22 protein-coding genes are annotated in these 19,545 nt (G+C 37.0%); 8 read left to right on the top strand and 14 right to left on the bottom strand.

The annotated features are described in order from the left end of the window. Nucleotides 1-4: 4 nt before the first annotated feature. Nucleotides 5-1,147, top strand: coding sequence for a cytochrome-c peroxidase (locus DBR39_RS14460; protein ID WP_124534230.1), 1,143 nt, complete (start codon nt 5-7; stop codon nt 1,145-1,147). Between the two features lie 376 nt (nt 1,148-1,523). Continuing rightward, a complete protein-coding gene (locus DBR39_RS14455; RefSeq protein WP_124534228.1) occupies nt 1,524-2,633 on the top strand; it encodes a heparan-alpha-glucosaminide N-acetyltransferase domain-containing protein in 1,110 nt (369 codons plus the stop codon). 93 nt (nt 2,634-2,726) lie between these two features. Here the strand turns inward: DBR39_RS14455 and DBR39_RS14450 are convergent, their stop codons facing one another. The 3 genes from DBR39_RS14450 to DBR39_RS14440 all read right to left on the bottom strand — a co-directional run bounded on the left by DBR39_RS14450 (nt 2,727) and on the right by DBR39_RS14440 (nt 4,422). Then, on the bottom strand, nt 2,727-3,080 hold the full coding sequence (locus DBR39_RS14450; RefSeq protein WP_124534719.1) for a cupin domain-containing protein: 354 nt from the start codon (nt 3,078-3,080) through the stop codon (nt 2,727-2,729). A gap of 18 nt (nt 3,081-3,098) precedes the next feature. Beyond that, nucleotides 3,099-3,518: a DoxX protein gene (locus tag DBR39_RS14445; protein ID WP_124534226.1), complete on the bottom strand. Its 420-nt coding sequence runs from the start codon at nt 3,516-3,518 to the stop codon at nt 3,099-3,101. 112 nt (nt 3,519-3,630) lie between these two features. After that, entirely contained in the window at nt 3,631-4,422 is a 792-nt protein-coding gene (locus tag DBR39_RS14440; protein ID WP_124534224.1) for a helix-turn-helix domain-containing protein, read from the bottom strand. A gap of 164 nt (nt 4,423-4,586) precedes the next feature. Between DBR39_RS14440 and DBR39_RS14435 the strand changes: the two genes are divergently transcribed. Next, nucleotides 4,587-5,099, top strand: a complete 513-nt coding sequence (locus tag DBR39_RS14435; RefSeq protein WP_124534222.1) for a thioredoxin family protein — start codon at nt 4,587-4,589, stop codon at nt 5,097-5,099. Between the two features lie 86 nt (nt 5,100-5,185). Here DBR39_RS14435 and DBR39_RS14430 read toward each other — a convergent pair whose 3' ends face one another. The 5 genes from DBR39_RS14430 to DBR39_RS24275 all read right to left on the bottom strand — a co-directional run bounded on the left by DBR39_RS14430 (nt 5,186) and on the right by DBR39_RS24275 (nt 7,260). Beyond that, nucleotides 5,186-5,785: a hypothetical protein gene (locus DBR39_RS14430; RefSeq protein WP_124534220.1), complete on the bottom strand. Its 600-nt coding sequence runs from the start codon at nt 5,783-5,785 to the stop codon at nt 5,186-5,188. Between the two features lie 286 nt (nt 5,786-6,071). After that, nucleotides 6,072-6,467 (bottom strand): hypothetical protein, encoded by a 396-nt coding sequence (locus DBR39_RS14425; protein ID WP_124534218.1) that lies wholly within the window; start codon nt 6,465-6,467, stop codon nt 6,072-6,074. A gap of 51 nt (nt 6,468-6,518) precedes the next feature. After that, nucleotides 6,519-6,650 (bottom strand): hypothetical protein, encoded by a 132-nt coding sequence (locus DBR39_RS24510; protein WP_262509928.1) that lies wholly within the window; start codon nt 6,648-6,650, stop codon nt 6,519-6,521. Between the two features lie 82 nt (nt 6,651-6,732). Next, nucleotides 6,733-7,089, bottom strand: coding sequence for a hypothetical protein (locus DBR39_RS14420; protein WP_124534216.1), 357 nt, complete (start codon nt 7,087-7,089; stop codon nt 6,733-6,735). Between the two features lie 12 nt (nt 7,090-7,101). Continuing rightward, nucleotides 7,102-7,260: a hypothetical protein gene (locus tag DBR39_RS24275; protein ID WP_185147190.1), complete on the bottom strand. Its 159-nt coding sequence runs from the start codon at nt 7,258-7,260 to the stop codon at nt 7,102-7,104. 359 nt (nt 7,261-7,619) lie between these two features. Here DBR39_RS24275 and DBR39_RS14415 point away from each other — a divergent pair, with 359 nt between their 5' ends. The 5 genes from DBR39_RS14415 to DBR39_RS14400 all read left to right on the top strand — a co-directional run bounded on the left by DBR39_RS14415 (nt 7,620) and on the right by DBR39_RS14400 (nt 11,920). Next, nucleotides 7,620-8,633 (top strand): nucleoid-associated protein, encoded by a 1,014-nt coding sequence (locus DBR39_RS14415; RefSeq protein ID WP_109739374.1) that lies wholly within the window; start codon nt 7,620-7,622, stop codon nt 8,631-8,633. Between the two features lie 62 nt (nt 8,634-8,695). After that, nucleotides 8,696-9,658 carry a hypothetical protein gene (locus DBR39_RS14410; RefSeq protein WP_124534215.1) on the top strand — a complete coding sequence of 321 codons (963 nt, stop codon included), beginning with the start codon at nt 8,696-8,698 and terminating at the stop codon, nt 9,656-9,658. Nucleotides 9,659-9,961: 303 nt separating this feature from the next. After that, nucleotides 9,962-10,132 carry a hypothetical protein gene (locus DBR39_RS24270; RefSeq protein WP_185147189.1) on the top strand — a complete coding sequence of 57 codons (171 nt, stop codon included), beginning with the start codon at nt 9,962-9,964 and terminating at the stop codon, nt 10,130-10,132. A gap of 80 nt (nt 10,133-10,212) precedes the next feature. After that, on the top strand, nt 10,213-11,064 hold the full coding sequence (locus DBR39_RS14405) for a GLPGLI family protein (protein WP_124534213.1): 852 nt from the start codon (nt 10,213-10,215) through the stop codon (nt 11,062-11,064). Nucleotides 11,065-11,146: 82 nt separating this feature from the next. Beyond that, the gene (locus DBR39_RS14400) at nt 11,147-11,920 is read left to right on the top strand and encodes a cyclase family protein (RefSeq protein WP_124534211.1); all 774 of its coding nucleotides are present in this window, start codon (nt 11,147-11,149) and stop codon (nt 11,918-11,920) included. Between the two features lie 79 nt (nt 11,921-11,999). On the opposite strand, the gene DBR39_RS14395 is transcribed toward DBR39_RS14400, so the two are convergent. The 6 genes from DBR39_RS14395 to DBR39_RS14370 all read right to left on the bottom strand — a co-directional run bounded on the left by DBR39_RS14395 (nt 12,000) and on the right by DBR39_RS14370 (nt 19,254). Continuing rightward, nucleotides 12,000-12,752 (bottom strand): succinate dehydrogenase/fumarate reductase iron-sulfur subunit, encoded by a 753-nt coding sequence (locus DBR39_RS14395; protein ID WP_103235536.1) that lies wholly within the window; start codon nt 12,750-12,752, stop codon nt 12,000-12,002. Nucleotides 12,753-12,765: 13 nt separating this feature from the next. Next, entirely contained in the window at nt 12,766-14,682 is a 1,917-nt protein-coding gene (locus DBR39_RS14390; RefSeq protein WP_124534209.1) for a fumarate reductase/succinate dehydrogenase flavoprotein subunit, read from the bottom strand. Between the two features lie 10 nt (nt 14,683-14,692). Continuing rightward, on the bottom strand, nt 14,693-15,349 hold the full coding sequence (locus DBR39_RS14385; protein ID WP_124534207.1) for a succinate dehydrogenase cytochrome b subunit: 657 nt from the start codon (nt 15,347-15,349) through the stop codon (nt 14,693-14,695). A gap of 16 nt (nt 15,350-15,365) precedes the next feature. Then, nucleotides 15,366-16,796 carry an anion permease gene (locus DBR39_RS14380; protein WP_124534205.1) on the bottom strand — a complete coding sequence of 477 codons (1,431 nt, stop codon included), beginning with the start codon at nt 16,794-16,796 and terminating at the stop codon, nt 15,366-15,368. A gap of 20 nt (nt 16,797-16,816) precedes the next feature. After that, the gene (locus DBR39_RS14375) at nt 16,817-17,983 is read right to left on the bottom strand and encodes a porin (protein ID WP_124534203.1); all 1,167 of its coding nucleotides are present in this window, start codon (nt 17,981-17,983) and stop codon (nt 16,817-16,819) included. 221 nt (nt 17,984-18,204) lie between these two features. Beyond that, complete coding sequence (locus DBR39_RS14370) at nt 18,205-19,254, bottom strand: linear amide C-N hydrolase (RefSeq protein WP_124534201.1); 1,050 nt, start codon at nt 19,252-19,254, stop codon at nt 18,205-18,207. Nucleotides 19,255-19,545: the final 291 nt, after the last annotated feature.

Here is a 19,545-nt window from a genome sequence, read left to right as displayed (position 1 = left end):
AAAAATGAAAGACAGATATATCGCTTTTCTGGCAATTGCCGGAATGATATCTTTATTAAGTTATACTTCTAATGACCCCACGGGATATTCCGTGGAAGAGCTTCGTACTTTATACAGCAGCGGAGATCAGAGCAAATGGCCGGCTGCTCACTTATTTGATGAGGCTAAAGAAGGTTTTCAGGATATCGGACCTTTATCTAAAATGAACTTTCCTGAAAATAATCCCTATTCCGAAGACAAGATGGAGTTGGGAAAAATGTTGTTCTTTGATCCAAGATTGTCCAAAAGCGGACAGATTTCCTGCGCAAATTGTCATAATCCAGAAATAGGATGGTCAGACGGAAGCAGGGTTTCGTTTGGACACGACAGACAGACGGGAGTTAGAAATGCTCCTACTTTGGTGAATATCGGATATGCCAAAACATTCTTCTGGGACGGTCGTTCAGCAACTTTGGAAGAGCAGGTGAAAGCGCCTATCGAAAATCCGGTGGAAATGAATCTTCATATGTCGATGGCGACAAAGAATATCAAAAAGATTAAAGATTATAAACCATTTTTTGTAAAAGCTTTCGGAAATGGGGACGTTACAGAAGAGAAAATTGCAAAAGCCATTGCAACATTTGAACGCTCTCTGATAAGCCCACCATCGAAGTTTGATAAATTTGTTTCCGGAAAAAAAGATGCCTTAACAGATTCTGAAATCAACGGGCTTCATTTATTCCGTACCAAGGCCAATTGTATCAATTGTCATAATACCCCTTATTTTTCTGATCAGAAATTCCATAATCTTGGACTCACGTATTACGGAAGAAAGTATGAAGATCTGGGAAGATATATCGTGACTAAAAAGAATGAAGACGTAGGGAAATTTAAAACTCCTACCCTGAGAGAAGTTTCAGAGAACAAACCTTACATGCATAACGGACTTTTCCCTGAACTGGCTAATATCGTCATGATGTACAATGCAGGAATGGGCAGAGAAATTCCCAAAGGTGATCAGATCAATGATCCTAAGTTTCCTCACAAATCAGGAATGGTGGAAAAACTGAATTTAACCGATGATGAGGTTTTCGATATTGTAGAATTTTTAAAAACCCTGAACAGCTACAAATATAAAATGCGCCCGCCGGAATTACCGAAATCATAGACTAACGGAATAAAATAATAAGTATAAACGCCTCTTTCAAGATAATTGAAAGAGGTGTTTTGTTTTCATAAGAATCAGATCTTTTATTTTCCTGTTCGATTCAGTCCTAAAGTTCTTTTACAAAATATGATGATTAATTAATCATGAAAATTAATAAAGAAATTAAATGATATAATTTTAATATGTATATTTGTTTTTATTTAGAATTAATAAAAATATTAAAATTATTGTTGGGATAAAACCTAATGTAAATAAGGATTACTCAATTATAATAAGAGAATTAATTTAAATTATATATATCTACAAAAATCTAAACGTAATCAAAAATATTGTCTGATCAATAGTATTGGTGAAAAACTTAAAAAAACTGAAAACAATGGAAGAACGAAGCAAAAGAATTCCTGCACTGGATTTGATAAAAGGAATGAGTGTTATAGGAATGATTATTATCCATACCTTACTTATTTATGCCAATGTAAAATCACAATCAGAATCTGCTATTGGCAGTTTTATTGTCTTTTTAGGCCGGGGAACTTCAATATTTTTAATCTGTATGGGAATCACCTTTATGACTTCCAGCCATCAAAGCCTTAAGAGTGCATTAAAGCGCGGAGTTTTACTTGTATTCGCAGGCCTTTTCATGAATTTCATGAAGTTTATGATCCCTGTGATTTTTAATTTTGCTCCGGATAATTTTATCCAAAAATATGGATGGCACGCCCCCATAGAACAGCAATATGTATATCTGGTAATGCTGGGGGACATTTTACAGCTTGCCGGGATGTCCTTATTATTCGTGGGTTTTATCAGAGAATATGTCAAAAATAAATATGTCATTCTTGCCATAGGGTTATTGGTAGCCCTTGTATCCCGGGAAGTAAGCGGAATCAATCTTGATTATCCTGTCATTAATTATATTCTGGATCTTCTTTTCAGCACTGATTATCCAGCTTATGTATATTTTCCTGTTTTTCCATGGATGTCTTTTATCATCATCGGAATGTTTTTCGGGAAATGGTATCTGGAACTGAACTACAACAGCACGCAATTATTTAGAAATATGCTGTATGTAGGTCTGTCGTTTATTGCTGTCGGAGCACCTTTGGTTTTTCTGTATGGAAAATATAATTACAATGGCTTTTATCATATGGGACCGGGAGGTGTTATTTACTTTGCAGGCTGGACCCTGATATTTCTATGGCTGATCAATACCATTACTTCAAAGGTTAAAGAAAATGGCTTTATGCGCGTTTTAAAATACTGCAGCAGGAATTTAACCTCAATGTATATGATACAATGGATACTAATCTCCTGGGGGAAAGGTATTTTTGGATACAGACAGCATGAAATTGGCTATGTACTGGTACTTATCGTACTCTATATTATTCTTACATTCTCAGTTCAGACTTTGGTAGATCTTGTAAGAAAGAAAAAAACGTTAATTGTTTTCAGACCGATAGCTCCAGATGAAACAGTTCTAAAATAATTACTTCAATTAGCTTTAAAAATATATTTCGTCAAATAGGCAACGGGAAAACCACAGTAAACTTTTTACTGTGGTTTTGTTTTTTTGATCAATCTAAAGAATTTCTACTTCTTCAGGCACTATAAAAAGAATGGTGCAGCCATGCTCAGATGTCACGGAATGTTTAAAATTAGGCGGAGTATACAGATAATCTCCCTTTTCAAGCTGGGCGCCGGCAATAGTGGCATCACCTTCCATGATCAACAGTTCCTCTCCCGCAGGATGATTGTGATAAGGATAGCTGGCTCCCGGATCAAATTTTAAAAGAATGCTGGTAGAGCGGTTTTTCTCAGGATCAAACTTTAAAGATTTTACAAAAATACCTTCATAATGTATTCCTTTTTCAATTAAAGGCTGCCATTCTTTTTGTTCAGTTTTTACGATGTAATCGTGGATGTTGGTGTTCATCATATTAAATTTTAATTGTTATTGAGGTAGAAATTGGTCCAGGCTCCATGGAGAATTTGAAAATGTACTCAGGAGAAATGCTGCTGCACTGAAAACAAAGACCGAGTAATCCAGAGGTTCTTTGATTCCAAAAGAAATACTCATGGCAACAGCAAATAATAAAGTGAGAACGGAGGAACACCATGCCGTCTTTTGCAGCTGATAGCCTACCAGAAGCAAAATGCCAATCGATAATTCAGCAGTAGTCGATAATACTGCAACTGCAGATGCCCACGAATGGGGTAAAAATGAATTCGTTTCAGCTGTATAGTCGATAAATTTTTTCCAGCCTGAAGACTGGGCTCCCCAAAGATTTAATCTACTGGCAACAGCAGATAAAAAACCAAAAGCAAGTGCAATCCTTAATAAAAAAACGGCGGTATCCTGTTGAGTTTTCATACGTGTCATTTTAGGTCTTAATTACAGTACAAAGTTCAGCGAAAGCCGTTGTCTAAAGAATAGACAATTCCGGAAAAAGCATATAATATTTAAACAATAAAATAGAAATCTTCTAAATTTCCTTTACCGCTTTCTGATAATCTTTAGGAGATCGCGAAGTATGTTTTTTGAAGAAATTCGAAAAATAAAAAGGATCATTGAAGCCCAGCAGATAAGCGATTTCTTTTACCGTTAGCTTTTCATAAAGCAAAAGTCTCTTCGCTTCTGAAATAATAAGGCTGTAGATAACATTCTGAGCAGTTTTATTGGTGTGAAGCTTTGATATCTCATTCAGTTTAGCCTCAGTCGTTCCAAGAATATCGGCAAAATGAGAAACCTGATAATTGTTTTTAAAATGGTCCCTGACACTTTCCAGGAAATTTAAAAATAAAGCATCCGGTTTCCAGATTTCATCACCATTGGCAATTTTACTGCGGTTGATTTCTACCAATAGCAATTCAACCAGAGAATGGGTGGAGATCAGATACTGATAGGGCTGTTCCAGAATTTCTTTTTCAATGATAGTCAATGTTTCAGTGAAAAATGTCGGATTCTGTACGGTAATTATTTCATTCATTCCGAAATGACAAAATAATCCGTTGTGAAAAATAAGTTCGATGTCACTGTCACTTTTAGAGAAAAAATCAAGCGTAAATTCCAAAGCAGTAATTTCTCCTTCTACAGATTTCAATTGATGAAATTGTCCGGAAGTAATCGTTACAACCTGTCCTGTTTTTAAGACAAAAATATTTTCGTCAATCAATATTTCAGTACTTCCATGGTTACACCAGAATAAAGTGTATTTGATGACCCGTCTGGGTTCAGGATGTCCTGCCTGATTAGAATATTTCTTTATTTCAATCATTTTTAAACCTATTAGAAATGTGACATTTCTGTTTCTATATTATTTCAGGAAACCAATTTATGATGACTAAATTACAAAAATGTTTAACTCAATTGATTAAAATTGAAAAACCTTTTTTAAAGAAAAATACCTAAATTCGTTTAGTAATAAAATAAAAATTCAGAATGAAATACTCTAAAATTATTGTTATTGTTTCTCTTTTACTGTTTCAGTTAGGAGCAGCGCAGGAAAAAGCAGATGTTGTATTAAATAAGGCTTTTAAAGAAGCTAAAACAGGGAAGAAAAACGTCTTATTGGTATTCCATGCGTCATGGTGCAAATGGTGCAAGATGATGGAAAAAAATATGGATCTTCCAGAAGCTAAACCCATTTTTGATAAAAGATTTGTCACTGCTTATCTGGATGTTCAGGAAAGAGGAGATAAGAAAAGCCTTGAAAACCCTGGCGGACAGGAGCTGATGAATAAATATAAAGGTGAAAATGCAGGACTTCCTTTCTGGCTGGTTTTAAGCCCAAAAGGAGAAGTACTGGCTGATTCTTTTGATGACAAAGGCCAAAACCTTGGATCACCGGCAACCCCGGAAGAAGTAACCGCTTTTATTGCTAAACTGGGAAAATCTTCAAAACTGACTAAAGAAGAATCTCAGACTATCGAAAAGGTATTTGTGAAAAAATAACACGATAAAAAATAGAAAATAGGCTATCTCAAAATCCAAATAATTGGGCTCGTGAGATAGCCTGTTTTTATTATATTGATCAGTTGTTAGAACTTTTTATAATAATACTCAATATTACTCCATAAAACCTGGTCTTCAGATTTTGTCATCTCAGACGGAGTGGTAAAAAGAGCTCCAAACATATTTTCATATTGGGTGGTCCCGAAACACGCATTTTGAACAATAGTTAATCCATCACCGGTATTTCTCGATTCTCGTTTTGTATATCTAAAGGTTCTCTTTAAAGTAAAAGTGGAATTTTCTTTATTAAAATCACCAATATAAGTCGGCTTATTCGCATTACTGTCATTGACTAAAATTGAATCATTGACGATTTTAAAACTGTATGTCAGATCAGCTGAGTTTCCGGCTATTAATTGGATAGAATTGCTTTTCAGATCAAGAACGATCTTCTTCCATGCCGGTTCTTTGTACAGACTCCAGTAATTGCCCAGATAGGACTCGTCAGGAGTAGATTTACTGCCGGCTGACCCTTTGTAAAGTATGGTTCCTGTTACAGCGTAACTTTTGAATTCAAACTGATAAATTTCTCTATCGATCGGCCTCGGATCATCATTTGTATTGTCATTATTTCCGCATGAGATTAGCAGCATTAACATCATCACAGCATAAAAAGAGTTTTTCATCGGTTTTTTCACAAAAATAGAGGTTTTGTACGTATTGATGAAGTAAAATAGGGTAAAAGTTGCCTGTAAATAGGTGGAAAAGCGAAAAAAAAAGGGTAAAGGGTAAATTTGCAAAAAAACGGATTAGCTTTTTCTTTACGCAGTTGTAATTTTTGTGTACCAAGTAGAGAATATAAAGTGTTAATCTTCCTTCTCTTTCTCAACCTGCAAAAAATACAGCCATTTATTGTAACATATAAAAAGAGCGAATAGGCTTATTTACCTTTTCGCTCTTTTATTATACTTATTATTTTCCAAAATACATCTGATCCTGCTTCTGCTGCTCATTATAAATGATCTGGAAGCTGGCAGGCATGTATTGATAAAGAAGTTTCCAATGTTGGATTCTTGCGTGCTTTTTGAAACTTTCGAAAGATCTTACAAACATGTTTTCAATCATGTCTCTTACATAAGAATTACCATTTCTGTAAAGCCAATCCATCAGCTTGATGTGATGGGCTATGACACTGATCTTCGATTCCTGTAACAGATTCTTCAGATAATTTACGGTTGCCTGCATGATCCCAGCAAAATTGTCCTGAACAGACAACTGTGTGATTTCATTGCGAAGTGGCGCATAGAAAAATTTTAAGTATTCAACAGCTACCTTTTGATTAATAGTTTGCATTTGTACTTTCATCATAATTAAGAATTTTTCAAACACTTTTTATTGCAGCGAAATGTATACCAAAATTTAAAGGCAGGCAGCAAAAATAAATACACCTACTATCACAGCAACGTGAGTGAGTAATATCTCTGTATTGTGTCTGTTAGTCGTGGTTTTCCAGGTTTTCCAGTCTGAAATCCTTCTGATTTTATTTTTCATAATCAATTGATTGTGAGTTATTTTAATTTTTGTTTAATTTAAACACTTTGTAATGAAACGGCTCAATAATGTAATAAAACCTTTATATACCGTGGCTGTAAATTTGTCTTGAATATACCTTCTGAAGGTTGGCCGAAATGTGACTAAAAATCACTTTTCTGTATTCCTCACTGCAGAAAGCGGTAGAATTGTCCAGAGAATAAATGAAAGTAGTCTCAATAGCATTCTTTAATACAGTATCTCCGTCAGTATAAATTTTGTCCATTTTTTGTAAGCTTCTGAACAACAGTTTTCTGTCATTTTGGCGGATCATATTTTTAATGCGTTCCGTGAAGGTCCGGATGATGCTGTATGAGTTTTGAATTTTGATCTCTTTTACTTCTTTTTCAAAATCGGGAACCACATCTGTGATTTCCTGTACGGCTTGTAGGTAGTTCATAATATTATAATGTTAATTGTGTTCAAGTATTTTGATGATGGCCCCAAAGATGAAAATGGTTAAAAAAGCAAAAAAAAGCATATGATAAGGCTTCAGCCACTTTGGAGTTTCAGGTCCTTTGCTTTTTAATCTTCTGAGCTTGTCTATTCTGTTTAATGTTTTTAAGTCCATATTCTATGTTTTCAAATCATGATGCCAATGGTATTCCGTTAGAAATGATATTGATTTAATGTATTGATATTTAATATATTGTGATTTTTTAAGGTTGGTTTTTTAAACAAAAAAGCATGTCAAAATGATATGGTTTTTCTCAATTTGGAAAAGAAAAGTCAAAAAACTCCTTCTATAATATCTATTACAAATGAATGAATGATAATTCCCCTCCTTTGGAGGGGTGGCGAAAATTCAAAGAATTTTTGACGGGGTGGTAAAAATTTTGCCTTTATAGAATCTATCCCACGTCATGACATTTTTTAAGTTTCGCAGAAAGGATAAGAATGAATATCTTTGCAGTCCAAATATTCAGAAAAATGTTTTCAAAAATAATAGTACACAGAGTCGGAAATAAGATCAACGGAGATTCCTTGACGCTTTCACAAGAGGAATTGAAGCTGGAAGAAGGAATGGCAGAACTGCTTGAGAATTACTTTTTAGGATCATTCAAATCGGAAGAAACCTTCCATTTTTATAGTGATACTTATCTGGTAAATAACCCAATTTACAGTGCTGTTTCTGAAATCTTTGAAGATAAATCCAAGTTCATTTGGGAGTCTGAGAATATAGCAAAACATCTTTTCGAAGCGGCTGAAAACCCAAGAGTTCAGAGTGGAGAACTTTTCATCGTCCTTTTCGAAGATGAAAGTGACCGTCCGGACAGAGTAGACAAGATCGGTATTTTCAAAACGGAAAAGAGAGAATCTTTCCTGAAAATAAATCCTGCAGAAGAAACATTTGATATTGAAAAAGATCAGGGAATCGGGTTATCTAAAATTGATAAAGCGGCTTTGATCTACAACAATAATAAAGACACAGGATATGTACTTTCCGTAGTTGACAACAACAAAAATGGAGACATGTACTACTGGTTCGAAGATTTCCTGAAAGTAAAGCAGCGTGATGACGAATATTTCCACACGCAGGAGGCTTTGATGGTCTATAAAGATTATATCACAAAGCAGCTGCCTCAGGAATTTGAAGTTTCCAAAGCAGACCAGGCAGATTTTCTGAATAAGTCGATCAATTTCTTCAAAGAGAAGGAAGAGTTTAAACTTGATGAGTTTGCCACTGAAGTATTGGGAGACGAACATGTGATTGAAAGCTTTGTCAACTTTAAGACAGATTACGAACAGGATATGCAGGTAAATATAGCAGAAGAATTCCCGATCAGTGAAGCGGCGGTAAAAAAGACTCAGAGACACTTTAAAAGTATCATTAAACTGGATAAAAATTTCCACATCTACATCCACGGAGACAGACAGAAACTAGAAATGGGAGAGGATGATAAAGGAAAATACTACAGACTTTATTTCGAAAAAGAGGTTTAAAAAAGAAAACGTCTATTCAATAATAATATCATAACTTTATTGCACATCACAAAATAGTAGTTATGAAATTCATGATCATTTTCTGGGGAGCTTTACTCTTCTTTTTCTGCGTTCCGTTTCCTATTTTCATTTATATGATGAGTGATGAGTTCGCAACAGAACCGAGAAATTCATTAGCCGTGAGCTATGGATATCTCGGTTTTTCTTTGCTGATATGGATCTATGTAATTGTTTTCTTTATCAATACCCTTTTCATAAAAACTTTTAAGGAGAAAAATACCATGCAGTCTATTCTGCAGAACGGAATTCCAAGAGAGGCAAAAATCATCGATTATAAACTCCTGAAATACATTCCCAAAACCAATATAAACGTCATTCAGATTGTTCTTTCATTTCCTAACCTTAGAAATATATTGATTGAACATGAAATGATGTTTCAGGATTCCAAACCACAGGAAAAAAGATTCAATACCGGAAACAAGGTAAAAGTATTGTTAAATCCAAATGTGTCACAGGAACCTTATTTTATTTTAAGTGATCAGAAAGTCAGGTTTAATACATTAGGAATCGTTTTAAGAATCGTGTTTGGTATATTGTTAATTGCTTATGTAATTGGGTTATACTCTTATTTCTATACACGGGAATCCTTTGATTTTGGCTGGCGGTTTCTGACATTTATGCATCCTATTATTTTTAGCGGAGTAATGACGATTATTTATGTATTGGCTTTTCAATTGATTGTCGGGAAGTTTTTTAAAAATAAAAAAGAAGAATATATCCTCTTTTCCGGAAGAAATGCCGAAGCCAATATCATCAGTGTAAGCCAGACCGGTCTTACAGTAAATGATCAGCCACAGATCATGTTTCAGGTGAGTTTCAAAGATTTCAGAGGGGTTGAGCATATTGCTGTTTATAAGAAAATTGTCACGCTCCTGAATCTGTCTTCCGTTCCTAAACAGGGAATCGTTGAGATCATGTATGATGAGAATGACCCAAAGAAGATTATCATTCCAAAAGGGATTTAGGGAAAAAGCAACAAAGCAAAAGGAAAAAAATACATCAAAATAATTAAAACCATTTTTAGACTTTAGATGTAAAGATTTCTGTTTGAAATTCATTATTTAACATATAAAAAAAAATAAAAAAGCATTTTTTTAATAAATGGTTTTTTGTTTAAATAAAATCATAAATTAATTCAATTTTATATGGGAAATTTTCAAGTAAAAAATATGTTTTTACCAGATAAACAGCTACTTAACATAATGAAAGATATTCTGTAGGTTTGAGTTAGTTCTATATATTTGAGAACTAAATAAAAAATATATTTTATGAAAAAAATTAAAAAATTGACTCGTGAAGACCCCAAAACTGTAAAAGGGGGCATTAAACAAGTTTGGATTGCAGAATTTTGTGGTCAGACTGCTACTACAACTCAAGATTGGACTGCTGAACAAGCAAATCAGTGGCTTGCTAATCTTGAAGCAAATTACTGTAATTAATATTTGTTTCATATTAATTATTTGCACTTATGACCTTATAAAGTTATAAGTGCATATTTTTTGCAATCAAAAATAATTCTATGTACTACTATAAAAAAATATTTCAATTATTAGCCTTATGTTTTAGTGTCTTATTTTTTTCTCAATTACATAAAAAAGATACTCTGCGTGGTGAGTTTACCTATTTATTAAAAGCTAAATTGAATACATTAACTCCTGATTATAGACATGAAGAACTTTTTTCATTACAGGTAGGCGATAAACGTGCTTTTTTTGCAAGTATTCAATCACTGAAAAGAGATTCAGTATTCCAAACACTTCCAATAAAAACTTTAGAAAATGGCGCAAAACTGTTAAGCTCAAAAGGAGTATCCGTTCCAAAAACAAAATTTTCCTTTACCATACTACAATCAAATGAAAATATACAGTATTTCAACTTAGTTGGAATGTCAATACTTACTTACAAAGAACCGATCATTAAAAATTGGAAATTGAGTAATGATACAAAAATAATAAACACAATTAATTGTAAAAAAGCGGAAGTTACCTTTAAGGGGCGAAATTGGATCGCCTGGTATTCTCCCGAAATTCCTTTGCCTTACGGGCCATATAAATTTAGCGGTTTGCCTGGATTGATTGTTAAAATAACAGATGATAAAGAGGAGTATGATTTTGAGCTTGTAAGATCTATAAATGCATCTAGATTAAAAGGTACATTAATTAAGATAAACGAAAATCGATATAATGAAGCTTTTGAAACAACTCGACCAAAATTTGAAAAAGCATTAAAAGATGCTAATGCAAATTTAATTGGAGTACTCCAAAGTTCTGAAACCACTATTATTCAAGGTCAAGAAATGATAAAGCAAAGACAAAAAGAAAGAGAAAAAAGCAAAAAATACGAAAACCCGATAGAATTAGAAAAAGAGTAGTAATAGCTAATCTTTTTTCGTTTGCTAATATCTATTCGTCTTTTTAGCTTATTCATTACCTTTGCCTCCTTAGCTAAATCATATGAAAACAACAATTGTTGATCTCTCTAAACCCATTCAATACAATGCAGGAGACCCATGGTTCATGCGGGTGAAAATCAAACATAAAGCACATAGAAAATCACATTGGCTGATTCGTCTGGCGCTGAGACTTCCAGCGAGGCTTTTTCCTAAAAACTGGACAGGCTGGGCAGATGATACCATCAAAAATATGGGACTTCATGCTACAACCCATATTGATGCTCCGTGGCATTACGGTCCTGTAGTAGAAGGAAAGCCTGCAAAAACGATTGATCAGATCCCTTTGGAATGGTGTTATGGTGACGGTATTGTAATCGACTGTACCCATAAAGAAGACTTTGTTGCCATCACGGTTGATGATCTGAAAAAAGATCTTGATAAAAACGGAATCACCATACAGGAAGGAAATATAGTGCTTATCAGGACTGATCGTGATAAAATGATGGGCACTTCAGATTTTGTAGAAAAAGGAACAGGAATGAGCAAAGAAGCTACAGAATGGCTGATCGACCAGGGCGTAAAAGTCATGGGAATTGACCAATGGGGTTGGGATCTTCCTTTACGATATATGGCTAAAAAAGCCAAAGAAATGAATGACCCCGAATTTTTCTGGGAAGGCCACCGCGTAGGAATCGAAAAAGAATATTTACACATAGAGCAGCTTACGAATCTGGGAGCCCTGCCTCCATCCGGATTTAAAATATGTGTATTCCCCCTTAAAATTGTGGGTGGATCTGCAGCTCCGGCAAGAGTAGTGGCGATGATAAATGAATAGGTGAAAACTTTCTTCTAAAAAACAAAAGCGCGAATTTATCTGTGTATAAATTCGCGCTTTTATCTTTTTATTCTTTGATCTAATTTTTCTTTTTGAAAAACAATGCTCTGTTATACTCAAAGTTCATTCTGGCGATATTCAGAACAGAAATTCCCTGTGGACACTCCACTTCACAGGCTTCTGTATTGGAACAGTGACCAAATAGTTCGGTATCCATTTGAGCGATCATGTCCAAAACGCGTTTGCTTCGTTCTTCTTTCCCTTGAGGAAGGAGCGCCATATGGGTGATCTTTGCAGATGTAAATAAGGCGGCACTTCCGTTTTTACAAGTCGCAACACAGGCTCCACACCCGATACATGCTGCAGAATCAAAGGCTTCTTCAGCAGTCTGATGGGTAACCGGAATAGCTGTTGCATCAGGAGCCTGACCTGTATTAACCGATACAAAACCTCCTGATGATATAATTCTGTCAAAAGCTGACCGGTCTACCTTTAAATCTTTCTTTACAGGGAATGCTCCGGCACGGAATGGCTCTATCAGAATGGTTTCCCCATCTTTAAAAGATCGTAAATGAAGCTGACAAGTCGTTGTGTTTTTTAAAGGACCATGCGCAATACCATTGATCATCATTCCACACTGTCCACAGATCCCTTCACGGCAGTCGTGATCAAACTCTACGGGTTCATCTCCTTCAATGATCAGTTTTTCATTTAAGGTATCCAGCATTTCCAGGAAAGACATATGGGAATTCAATCCTTTCAGGTCATAGTTGACCAGTTTTCCTTCACTTTTTCTATCTTTCTGTCTCCATATCTTAAGATGTAAATCCATAATTTTCTGTTTTTTATTTGTAACTTCTTACCGTTGGCTGAATTTCTTCAAAGGCTAAAGGCTCTTTAATCAGCTCAGGTTCTCCCTTTTCACCTTTCCATGCCCATGCGGAGATAAACTGGTATTCCGCATCATTTCTCATGGCTTCTCCATCCGGAGTCTGGAACTCTTCCCGGAAATGTGCTCCGCAGGATTCGTTACGGGTTAAAGCATCATAGCACATCAGTTCTCCGATTTCGAAATAATCGGCAACACGGCCTGCTTTTTCCAGTTCGGTATTCATTTTGTCTCCCTGTCCGGAAACTCTTACGTCCTTATAGAATTCTTCTTTTAGTTTTCTGATTTCCTGAATGGCATATTTCAGCCCTTCTTCGTTTCTGGCCAGTCCACAGTAATCATACAGCAGCTTTCCTAATGTTTTGTGGAAATAATCAACGGTTTTGGTTCCTTTGATATTCATAAATCCCTGAATCTGGTTTTTTACTGCATTTTCAACCTGCTCAAATTCCGGAGCATCCGGTGAAATTTTCCCGGTATGAATATCATCAGCCAGATAATTGGCAATCGTATAAGGGGCAATAAAATATCCGTCTACAGAAGCCTGCAGAAGAGAGTTTGCTCCCAGTCTGTTGGCTCCATGATCCGCAAAATTAGCCTCCCCTAAAGCAAACAATCCCGGAACGGTAGTCATCAGTTCATAATCTACCCAGAGTCCACCCATAGAGAAGTGCGCAGACGGGGATATCATCATGGGTTCTTTATACGCGTCGTATCCTGTTATTTTCAGATACATGTCGAATAAGTTGCCATATTTTTCTTTAATCTTATCTTTTCCCTGTTCCTGTATGGCCTTTGAAAAATCAAGATATACAGCATTTTTTAAAGGTCCGATTCCGAAACCGGCATCAATTCTTTCCTTGGCTGCCCGGGAAGAAATATCCCTTGGAGCAAGGTTTCCGAAAGCGGGATATCTTCTTTCCAGATAATAATCTCTTTCATTTTCCGGAATATCATTCGGAGGTCTGTTTTCACCTTCCTTCAGCGGCACCCAGATTCGTCCGTCATTACGTAATGATTCGGACATTAATGTCAGCTTAGACTGATAATCTCCGGATTGAGGAAGAGAAGTAGGGTGTACCTGAATCCAGCTTGGGGAAGCCATTAAAGCGCCCTTTTTATGAGCTCTCCAGATTGCCGATCCGTTACAGCCCATGGCAAGGGTAGACAGATAATAGATTTTTCCATAACCTCCGGTTGCCAGTACGACAGCATGGGCTGCATGTCTTTCAATTTCTCCTGTGTCTAAATTCCTTACGATAATGCCTCTGGCTTTGCCGTCAATAGTAACCAGATCAAGCATTTCATGTCTTGAAAATAATTGTACAGAGCCTTTTCCCACCTGTCTCATTAAAGCCTGATACGCTCCAAGAAGCAGCTGCTGCCCGGTCTGTCCCCTCGCATAGAAAGTACGGCTTACCTGAACCCCTCCGAATGAACGGTTGTTTAGATATCCTCCATATTCACGACCGAAAGGAACTCCCTGGGCCACGGCCTGGTCGATAAGGTTCAGAGAACATTCTGCCATACGGTATACATTGGCTTCACGGGCTCTGAAATCACCTCCTTTCAAGGTGTCTACAAACATCCTGTAGACACTGTCACCATCGTTTTTATAGTTTTTTGCAGCATTTACGCCTCCCTGTGCTGCCACAGAGTGCGCTCTTCTCGGACTGTCCTGGAAGCAGAACGACTTCACATTGTATCCCATCTCTCCTAAAGAAGCAGCGATAGAGCTTCCCGCCAGTCCTGTTCCTACTACGATAACATCCAGTTTCTTACGGTTGGCAGGATTCACCAGTCTGGCTTTCTTTTTATAATTTTCCCACTTATGCTCCAATGGGCCTTGTGGTATTTTTGAATCTAAAATCATAACAGTCTGTTTATTGATAAGTAAAGAATACATACACCGGCATCAACGCAAAACCGATACAGATAATGATTGAATAGGCAATTCCGATAGTTTTGAACCATTTGACAAACTTGGGATGATAGAGTCCCAATGTTCTTACTGCACTATTAATCCCATGGATCAAATGGTAGCACAGAGCAATCATTGAGAGTACATAGATGATTACATACCACCATTCTCTGAAAACGTTCACTACCAGAATGTATAAATCTTTATTTCCGTTCTCATCCAAAGGAGGATTTCCAAATTTGTAGATATACCAGAAGTTCTGGAAATGGATCACCAGGAAGATCAGGATTAATGTTCCGAGGATTCCCATATTCCTGGAAGCCCATTGGCTGGCTCTTCCACGTCTGTCCGACTGATAACCGCCGCCGGATTTTTTATTTTTTAAAGTAATAATCAGCCCGTCTACGGCATGCAGAATAATACTGGCATACAAAACGTAAGACACTATTTTGATAATAATATTTCCTGATAAAAAATGCGAATAAGCATTAAACTGCAGGTGTGCCTGTTCTTGTGGCAGAAAAAGCTGAAGATTTCCAAGGAAATGAATCAACAGGAAGAATCCCAAAAAGAGTCCTGTAAGGCACATCAGCATTTTTCTTGACAATGTTGATAACATATTTTTGATTTAAAAATTAATAATATCCTAAGACTTTCATCCACAATCCTCCTACAACCATATAAATGATCAGCAGAACGATTCCTATTTCAAGACCTCTGACCCACCAGGCTTTCAGGTCTACATATCCGCTTCCGAAAAATACCGGAGCCGGACCGTGTCCGTAGTGGGTAAGCACCCCATAAATTGAACCCATGAAACCAAGCATCATAGCCAATAACATAGGAGGAATTCCCAGAGAAACCCCTACACCAAGCAATGCTGCATACATAGCCGCTACGTGAGCGGTAGCACTTGCAAAGATGTAATGGCTGAAGAAATACACCAGAATGATTACAGGGAAAGCTACCTGCCAGCTCAGACCACCGATTTTTACTTTGATAAGATCACTGAACCAGCCAATGAAGCCCAGCTCGTTCAAAGAACTCGCCATCATCACCAGAACGGCAAACCAAACGATGGTATCCCATGCTCCTTTTTCTCCTTTTACGTCTTCCCAGGTTAGTACTGAGGTTAGCAGTAACAATGTTAATCCAATGAATGCAGTGGTTGTGGCATCAATAGAAAGTGCTCCACCAAATATCCAAAGGGCTAATAGAATGAAAAATGCTAATAACATCAGCCATTCATTTTTAGAGATAGGCCCCATTTCTTTTAACTTCTGTGCTGCCATTTTCGGAGCATCACCGGTTTTTTTCAATTCAGGCGGGTATAATTTGTACAATACCAGAGGAACGACAAAGAATGCTACTGCACCGGGAAGAAATCCGGCTGCTGCCCATGACATCCAGGTAATATCAATACCAAGGTTGGCTGCAAATTTCTGACACATCGGGTTACTCGCAGTACCGGTAAGGAACATAGAAGAAGCGATGAGGTTCATATAGTAGCTGTTCAATGTTAAGAATGACCCTAGTTTTCTATGGGTTTCCGGTTTTTCAGGAACGGAATCAAAGCTTATGGCCATAGATTTCATGATCGGGTAGATAATTCCACCTCCTCTCGCGGTATTACTCGGAATAGCAGGAGCCAGACAAACATCGGCAAGTCCTAATCCGTATGCTAATCCCAATGAACTTTTCCCAAAAATTCTTATAAATACAAAAGCGATACGGTTTCCAAGCCCTGTTTTGATAAATCCTCTGGCGATAAAAAATGAGATCCCGATCAGCCAGATCACTTTATCTCCAAAACCCGAAAGTGCTTTTGTAATAGATTTTCCGGCATCTCCGGGAGCTACCACCTGTGTAAGGGCTGTAAAACCTATGGCCATCATACACATGGTGCCCATAGGAGCTGCCTTAAGGATGATTCCTAATATGGTTGCTGCAAAGATGGCAAACAGATGCCATGCATTCTCGGCAACGCCTTCCGGGGCAGGAATGAACCATATGATCAACGCAACGGCAAATGTGATCGCTACGTTTCTGATATTAATTTCTTTCATGATACTAACTATTTAGTGGGTTAAAATCTACTTTGTACTTGCACTATGAATAGATTGTTATTGTATTGTGAGGTATTTTCTACCTGATATTTGTAACGGTCAAACTGTACTCCGAGCTGAATTCTTGCTCCATAATTTTTCAAAAATTCTAACCCGAACATTGGGGTAATCGTCTGTCTTGGGTTAGAAGCCAGTCTGAAATTGGTGTCAAGATATTCGTATCGGCAGGATAATTCAAAAGCACTGAGATTTCTATGGTTGATCTCATATCTTAAATTGGGAAGGAAATAAGCACCACGGATCAAATACTGATCAGGATTATCCGGACGTAATTCGGGGGCAATGGAATTGTAGAGTACGTGATTGGTAGCCTGTTTGGCTTCCAGCTGCATATCCAGACTCCATTTTGGATCAAACTGGATCAGTGAGCTCAGATCTATTCCCAGAGCATATACCTTTTTGCTGAAAACTTCCCCGGTACCCCCATTCAGACCTACATTGAAATTGTATTTTTTTGAGAGTCCAAAAACCAAACGGGTCGAATACTGTTTTCCGTTGTCGTTATCATTGATCTGGTTCTTTCCGTTTCCATTGACGATAGAAACTGCATATTGGAAGGGTATTTCTCCAAGCTGAAGCTGTCCTGTGGCGGACATGCCGATCTGGAAACTTGTCCAGCCCAGTTTCCCAAACTCTGTATACTGATTAGACCAGTCTAAAGATTTAATAATGTCAATAGGGTAAGTCTCTTCAATACCGAACCAGGGTCTGAACTGTCCTACCGTAATCGCTAATTTTGGGTTGAAGGTGTACTTCAGATAAGCATTTTCAAGAACTCTGCTTTTAGGATCATTTTTAAAATCGGCAAGGTTGGCCAAAACAACAACTTCTGTACGTTTACTGATTTGTGCCCGAACCTGCACTCTCATGTATTTGAGCATGAAATTATTATCAGTTCCGGAGCCATCGGTATGATGAAGTCCGTTTACATCAACATCCTTGGACATCCCTACCAGATAACGTGCCTGAAAAAGGCCTTTGATCTGCAGTATCGGATATTTTACATTGTCTTCTTCCTGTGGAGGAGGTGTGGTCTTCAGAGAATCCTGATTTTGTGCATACGCTGATAACCCGCAGGCCAGCATGCACAGGATCAGGCTTTTCTTTTTAATCGAAAAAAAGGCCATATCTTTTTTGTTTTTTTATTGTGGAACTTTATGTTGCCACTAGTTTCTTACTGTAAATGAACTTGAAAGCATTTTAAGCCACCCATCAAATCTTTGACTTGACACTCCTTTCAGAGGAAGAGAATGATTACTCATTCAATCATCATGTGGCATACTTACGTCCTTTCCTCTGCTGAAAACAGATTATTTTACTTAGCGTAAGCGTCTTTGTGGTGAAATATTTATTTTAATCCTAAGAATGTGAATGGTGCAGATTCTTTAAAATTCGCATTGGATTTACCATTATAGGTGTTGTTATTACTCAAATCCAGTTTCATCACCTTTCCTTTAGGGCTAAGATCAAAATCTTTAAGATCTACCCAGAACGTGTTTGGAGTGAAAACGGTTTCAAAATAATACACCAGGTTTTTCTGATCCGAGACAGAGCGCCATCTTGTTGATGAAATATTTGGCTCCGTTTCAGAAGAGATTCCATAAGGGACCGAGCAGTTTCTGATGACGCTGAAAACACTCGCCACAGCAGTACGGGTATCGGCAGTCTGAGGAATTGCATTAATATAGTAAGATGCTCTTACGAAACGGTCCGCAGCACGGTTGGTTCCCGGAAGCATCACCGTTCCCGGAATTCCTTTCCAGTAATTGTTAAGAGCCAGTTGTTCTTCAAAAACAGGAGAGTTGGTCATTACGGTATAAGAGGGATCATGATGAATTACCAGTTTTCCGTCAATATATTCAAATACCGCGTTGTCTCCTGAAGCGTCCGAAATGGAAAGATGAACTGTTGTAAACTTCTCTGTTCCCGGAATATAGTCACTTACAATGACAAACGGTTCTTTTCGTGAAAATTCTACAGCTTCTTTTACTGTGGCAAAATTATCAAGATAATATTGTGCCCATAATGAAATGGCAATTCCCTTTTTACTCCCTTTTCCATCAAATTTCGGGTACTGAGATTCTCCCAGCCAAAGCATGTTGGCGACCAATCCTTTTTCGTTCATCCCGTCGGCTGAAGCAATGTCCCAGGAAGAGCTGATGAGGCTTCCGTATTTAGAAGTCCATTTTAGAGATTTAGAGCCTACTTGTCCGTTGCGGTCTGCTCCTTTTGGGAAAACCCAAAGGTTGGCCGGGATTTCATCGCGCCAGTCCATAGATCTGGCTGTGATAACGGTATTCTGAGGACCTTTGTAAACCACCCTTGTGCAGGCTTCTGATGGATTCCATAATCCTATAGAAAGGACTAGAGAAAATAAAATTAATGGGAACTTTTTCATAATAGTATTATTTGAATTTAAATTTTACGTTGAATTTATTATGAATAATTCAATGTATTGAGGCTGTATTCATTATTTGGTGACATAAATTTAGAAAAATTTGTTTAAATAACATAATATTTACGTTTAATAATCCGTAATTCATGTAATGAATCATGGTTAATGGTAGTAAAGTATCCTAATTGGATTTTTTTTCGTATCTTTTAGTGATATCATATAAAAAGGGGGTTAAAATGGAGAATACTTCAATGTATTTTTCAACCTTTTTTTCTAATAGAATATTCGATGGAT

It is taken from the genome of Chryseobacterium sp. KBW03 (assembly GCF_003852415.1).
GTDB lineage: Bacteria > Bacteroidota > Bacteroidia > Flavobacteriales > Weeksellaceae > Chryseobacterium > Chryseobacterium viscerum.
This window is presented reverse-complemented; position numbering and strand designations above follow the sequence as displayed.

Coding starts and splice junctions, on each gene's coding strand:
- DBR39_RS14370 (WP_124534201.1), bottom strand. CDS start 19,254: ATGAAAAAGTTCCCATTAATTTTATTTTCTCTAGTCCTTTCTATAGGA.
- DBR39_RS14435 (WP_124534222.1), top strand. CDS start 4,587: ATGAAATACTCTAAAATTATTGTTATTGTTTCTCTTTTACTGTTTCAG.
- DBR39_RS24270 (WP_185147189.1), top strand. CDS start 9,962: ATGAAAAAAATTAAAAAATTGACTCGTGAAGACCCCAAAACTGTAAAA.
- DBR39_RS14410 (WP_124534215.1), top strand. CDS start 8,696: ATGAAATTCATGATCATTTTCTGGGGAGCTTTACTCTTCTTTTTCTGC.
- DBR39_RS24510 (WP_262509928.1), bottom strand. CDS start 6,650: ATGAAAAATAAAATCAGAAGGATTTCAGACTGGAAAACCTGGAAAACC.
- DBR39_RS14390 (WP_124534209.1), bottom strand. CDS start 14,682: ATGATTTTAGATTCAAAAATACCACAAGGCCCATTGGAGCATAAGTGG.
- DBR39_RS14415 (WP_109739374.1), top strand. CDS start 7,620: ATGTTTTCAAAAATAATAGTACACAGAGTCGGAAATAAGATCAACGGA.
- DBR39_RS14405 (WP_124534213.1), top strand. CDS start 10,213: ATGTACTACTATAAAAAAATATTTCAATTATTAGCCTTATGTTTTAGT.
- DBR39_RS14385 (WP_124534207.1), bottom strand. CDS start 15,349: ATGTTATCAACATTGTCAAGAAAAATGCTGATGTGCCTTACAGGACTC.
- DBR39_RS14425 (WP_124534218.1), bottom strand. CDS start 6,467: ATGATGAAAGTACAAATGCAAACTATTAATCAAAAGGTAGCTGTTGAA.
- DBR39_RS14395 (WP_103235536.1), bottom strand. CDS start 12,752: ATGGATTTACATCTTAAGATATGGAGACAGAAAGATAGAAAAAGTGAA.
- DBR39_RS14460 (WP_124534230.1), top strand. CDS start 5: ATGAAAGACAGATATATCGCTTTTCTGGCAATTGCCGGAATGATATCT.
- DBR39_RS14375 (WP_124534203.1), bottom strand. CDS start 17,983: ATGGCCTTTTTTTCGATTAAAAAGAAAAGCCTGATCCTGTGCATGCTG.
- DBR39_RS14450 (WP_124534719.1), bottom strand. CDS start 3,080: ATGAACACCAACATCCACGATTACATCGTAAAAACTGAACAAAAAGAA.
- DBR39_RS14440 (WP_124534224.1), bottom strand. CDS start 4,422: ATGATTGAAATAAAGAAATATTCTAATCAGGCAGGACATCCTGAACCC.
- DBR39_RS14430 (WP_124534220.1), bottom strand. CDS start 5,785: ATGAAAAACTCTTTTTATGCTGTGATGATGTTAATGCTGCTAATCTCA.
- DBR39_RS14455 (WP_124534228.1), top strand. CDS start 1,524: ATGGAAGAACGAAGCAAAAGAATTCCTGCACTGGATTTGATAAAAGGA.
- DBR39_RS14445 (WP_124534226.1), bottom strand. CDS start 3,518: ATGAAAACTCAACAGGATACCGCCGTTTTTTTATTAAGGATTGCACTT.
- DBR39_RS14400 (WP_124534211.1), top strand. CDS start 11,147: ATGAAAACAACAATTGTTGATCTCTCTAAACCCATTCAATACAATGCA.
- DBR39_RS24275 (WP_185147190.1), bottom strand. CDS start 7,260: ATGGACTTAAAAACATTAAACAGAATAGACAAGCTCAGAAGATTAAAA.
- DBR39_RS14380 (WP_124534205.1), bottom strand. CDS start 16,796: ATGAAAGAAATTAATATCAGAAACGTAGCGATCACATTTGCCGTTGCG.
- DBR39_RS14420 (WP_124534216.1), bottom strand. CDS start 7,089: ATGAACTACCTACAAGCCGTACAGGAAATCACAGATGTGGTTCCCGAT.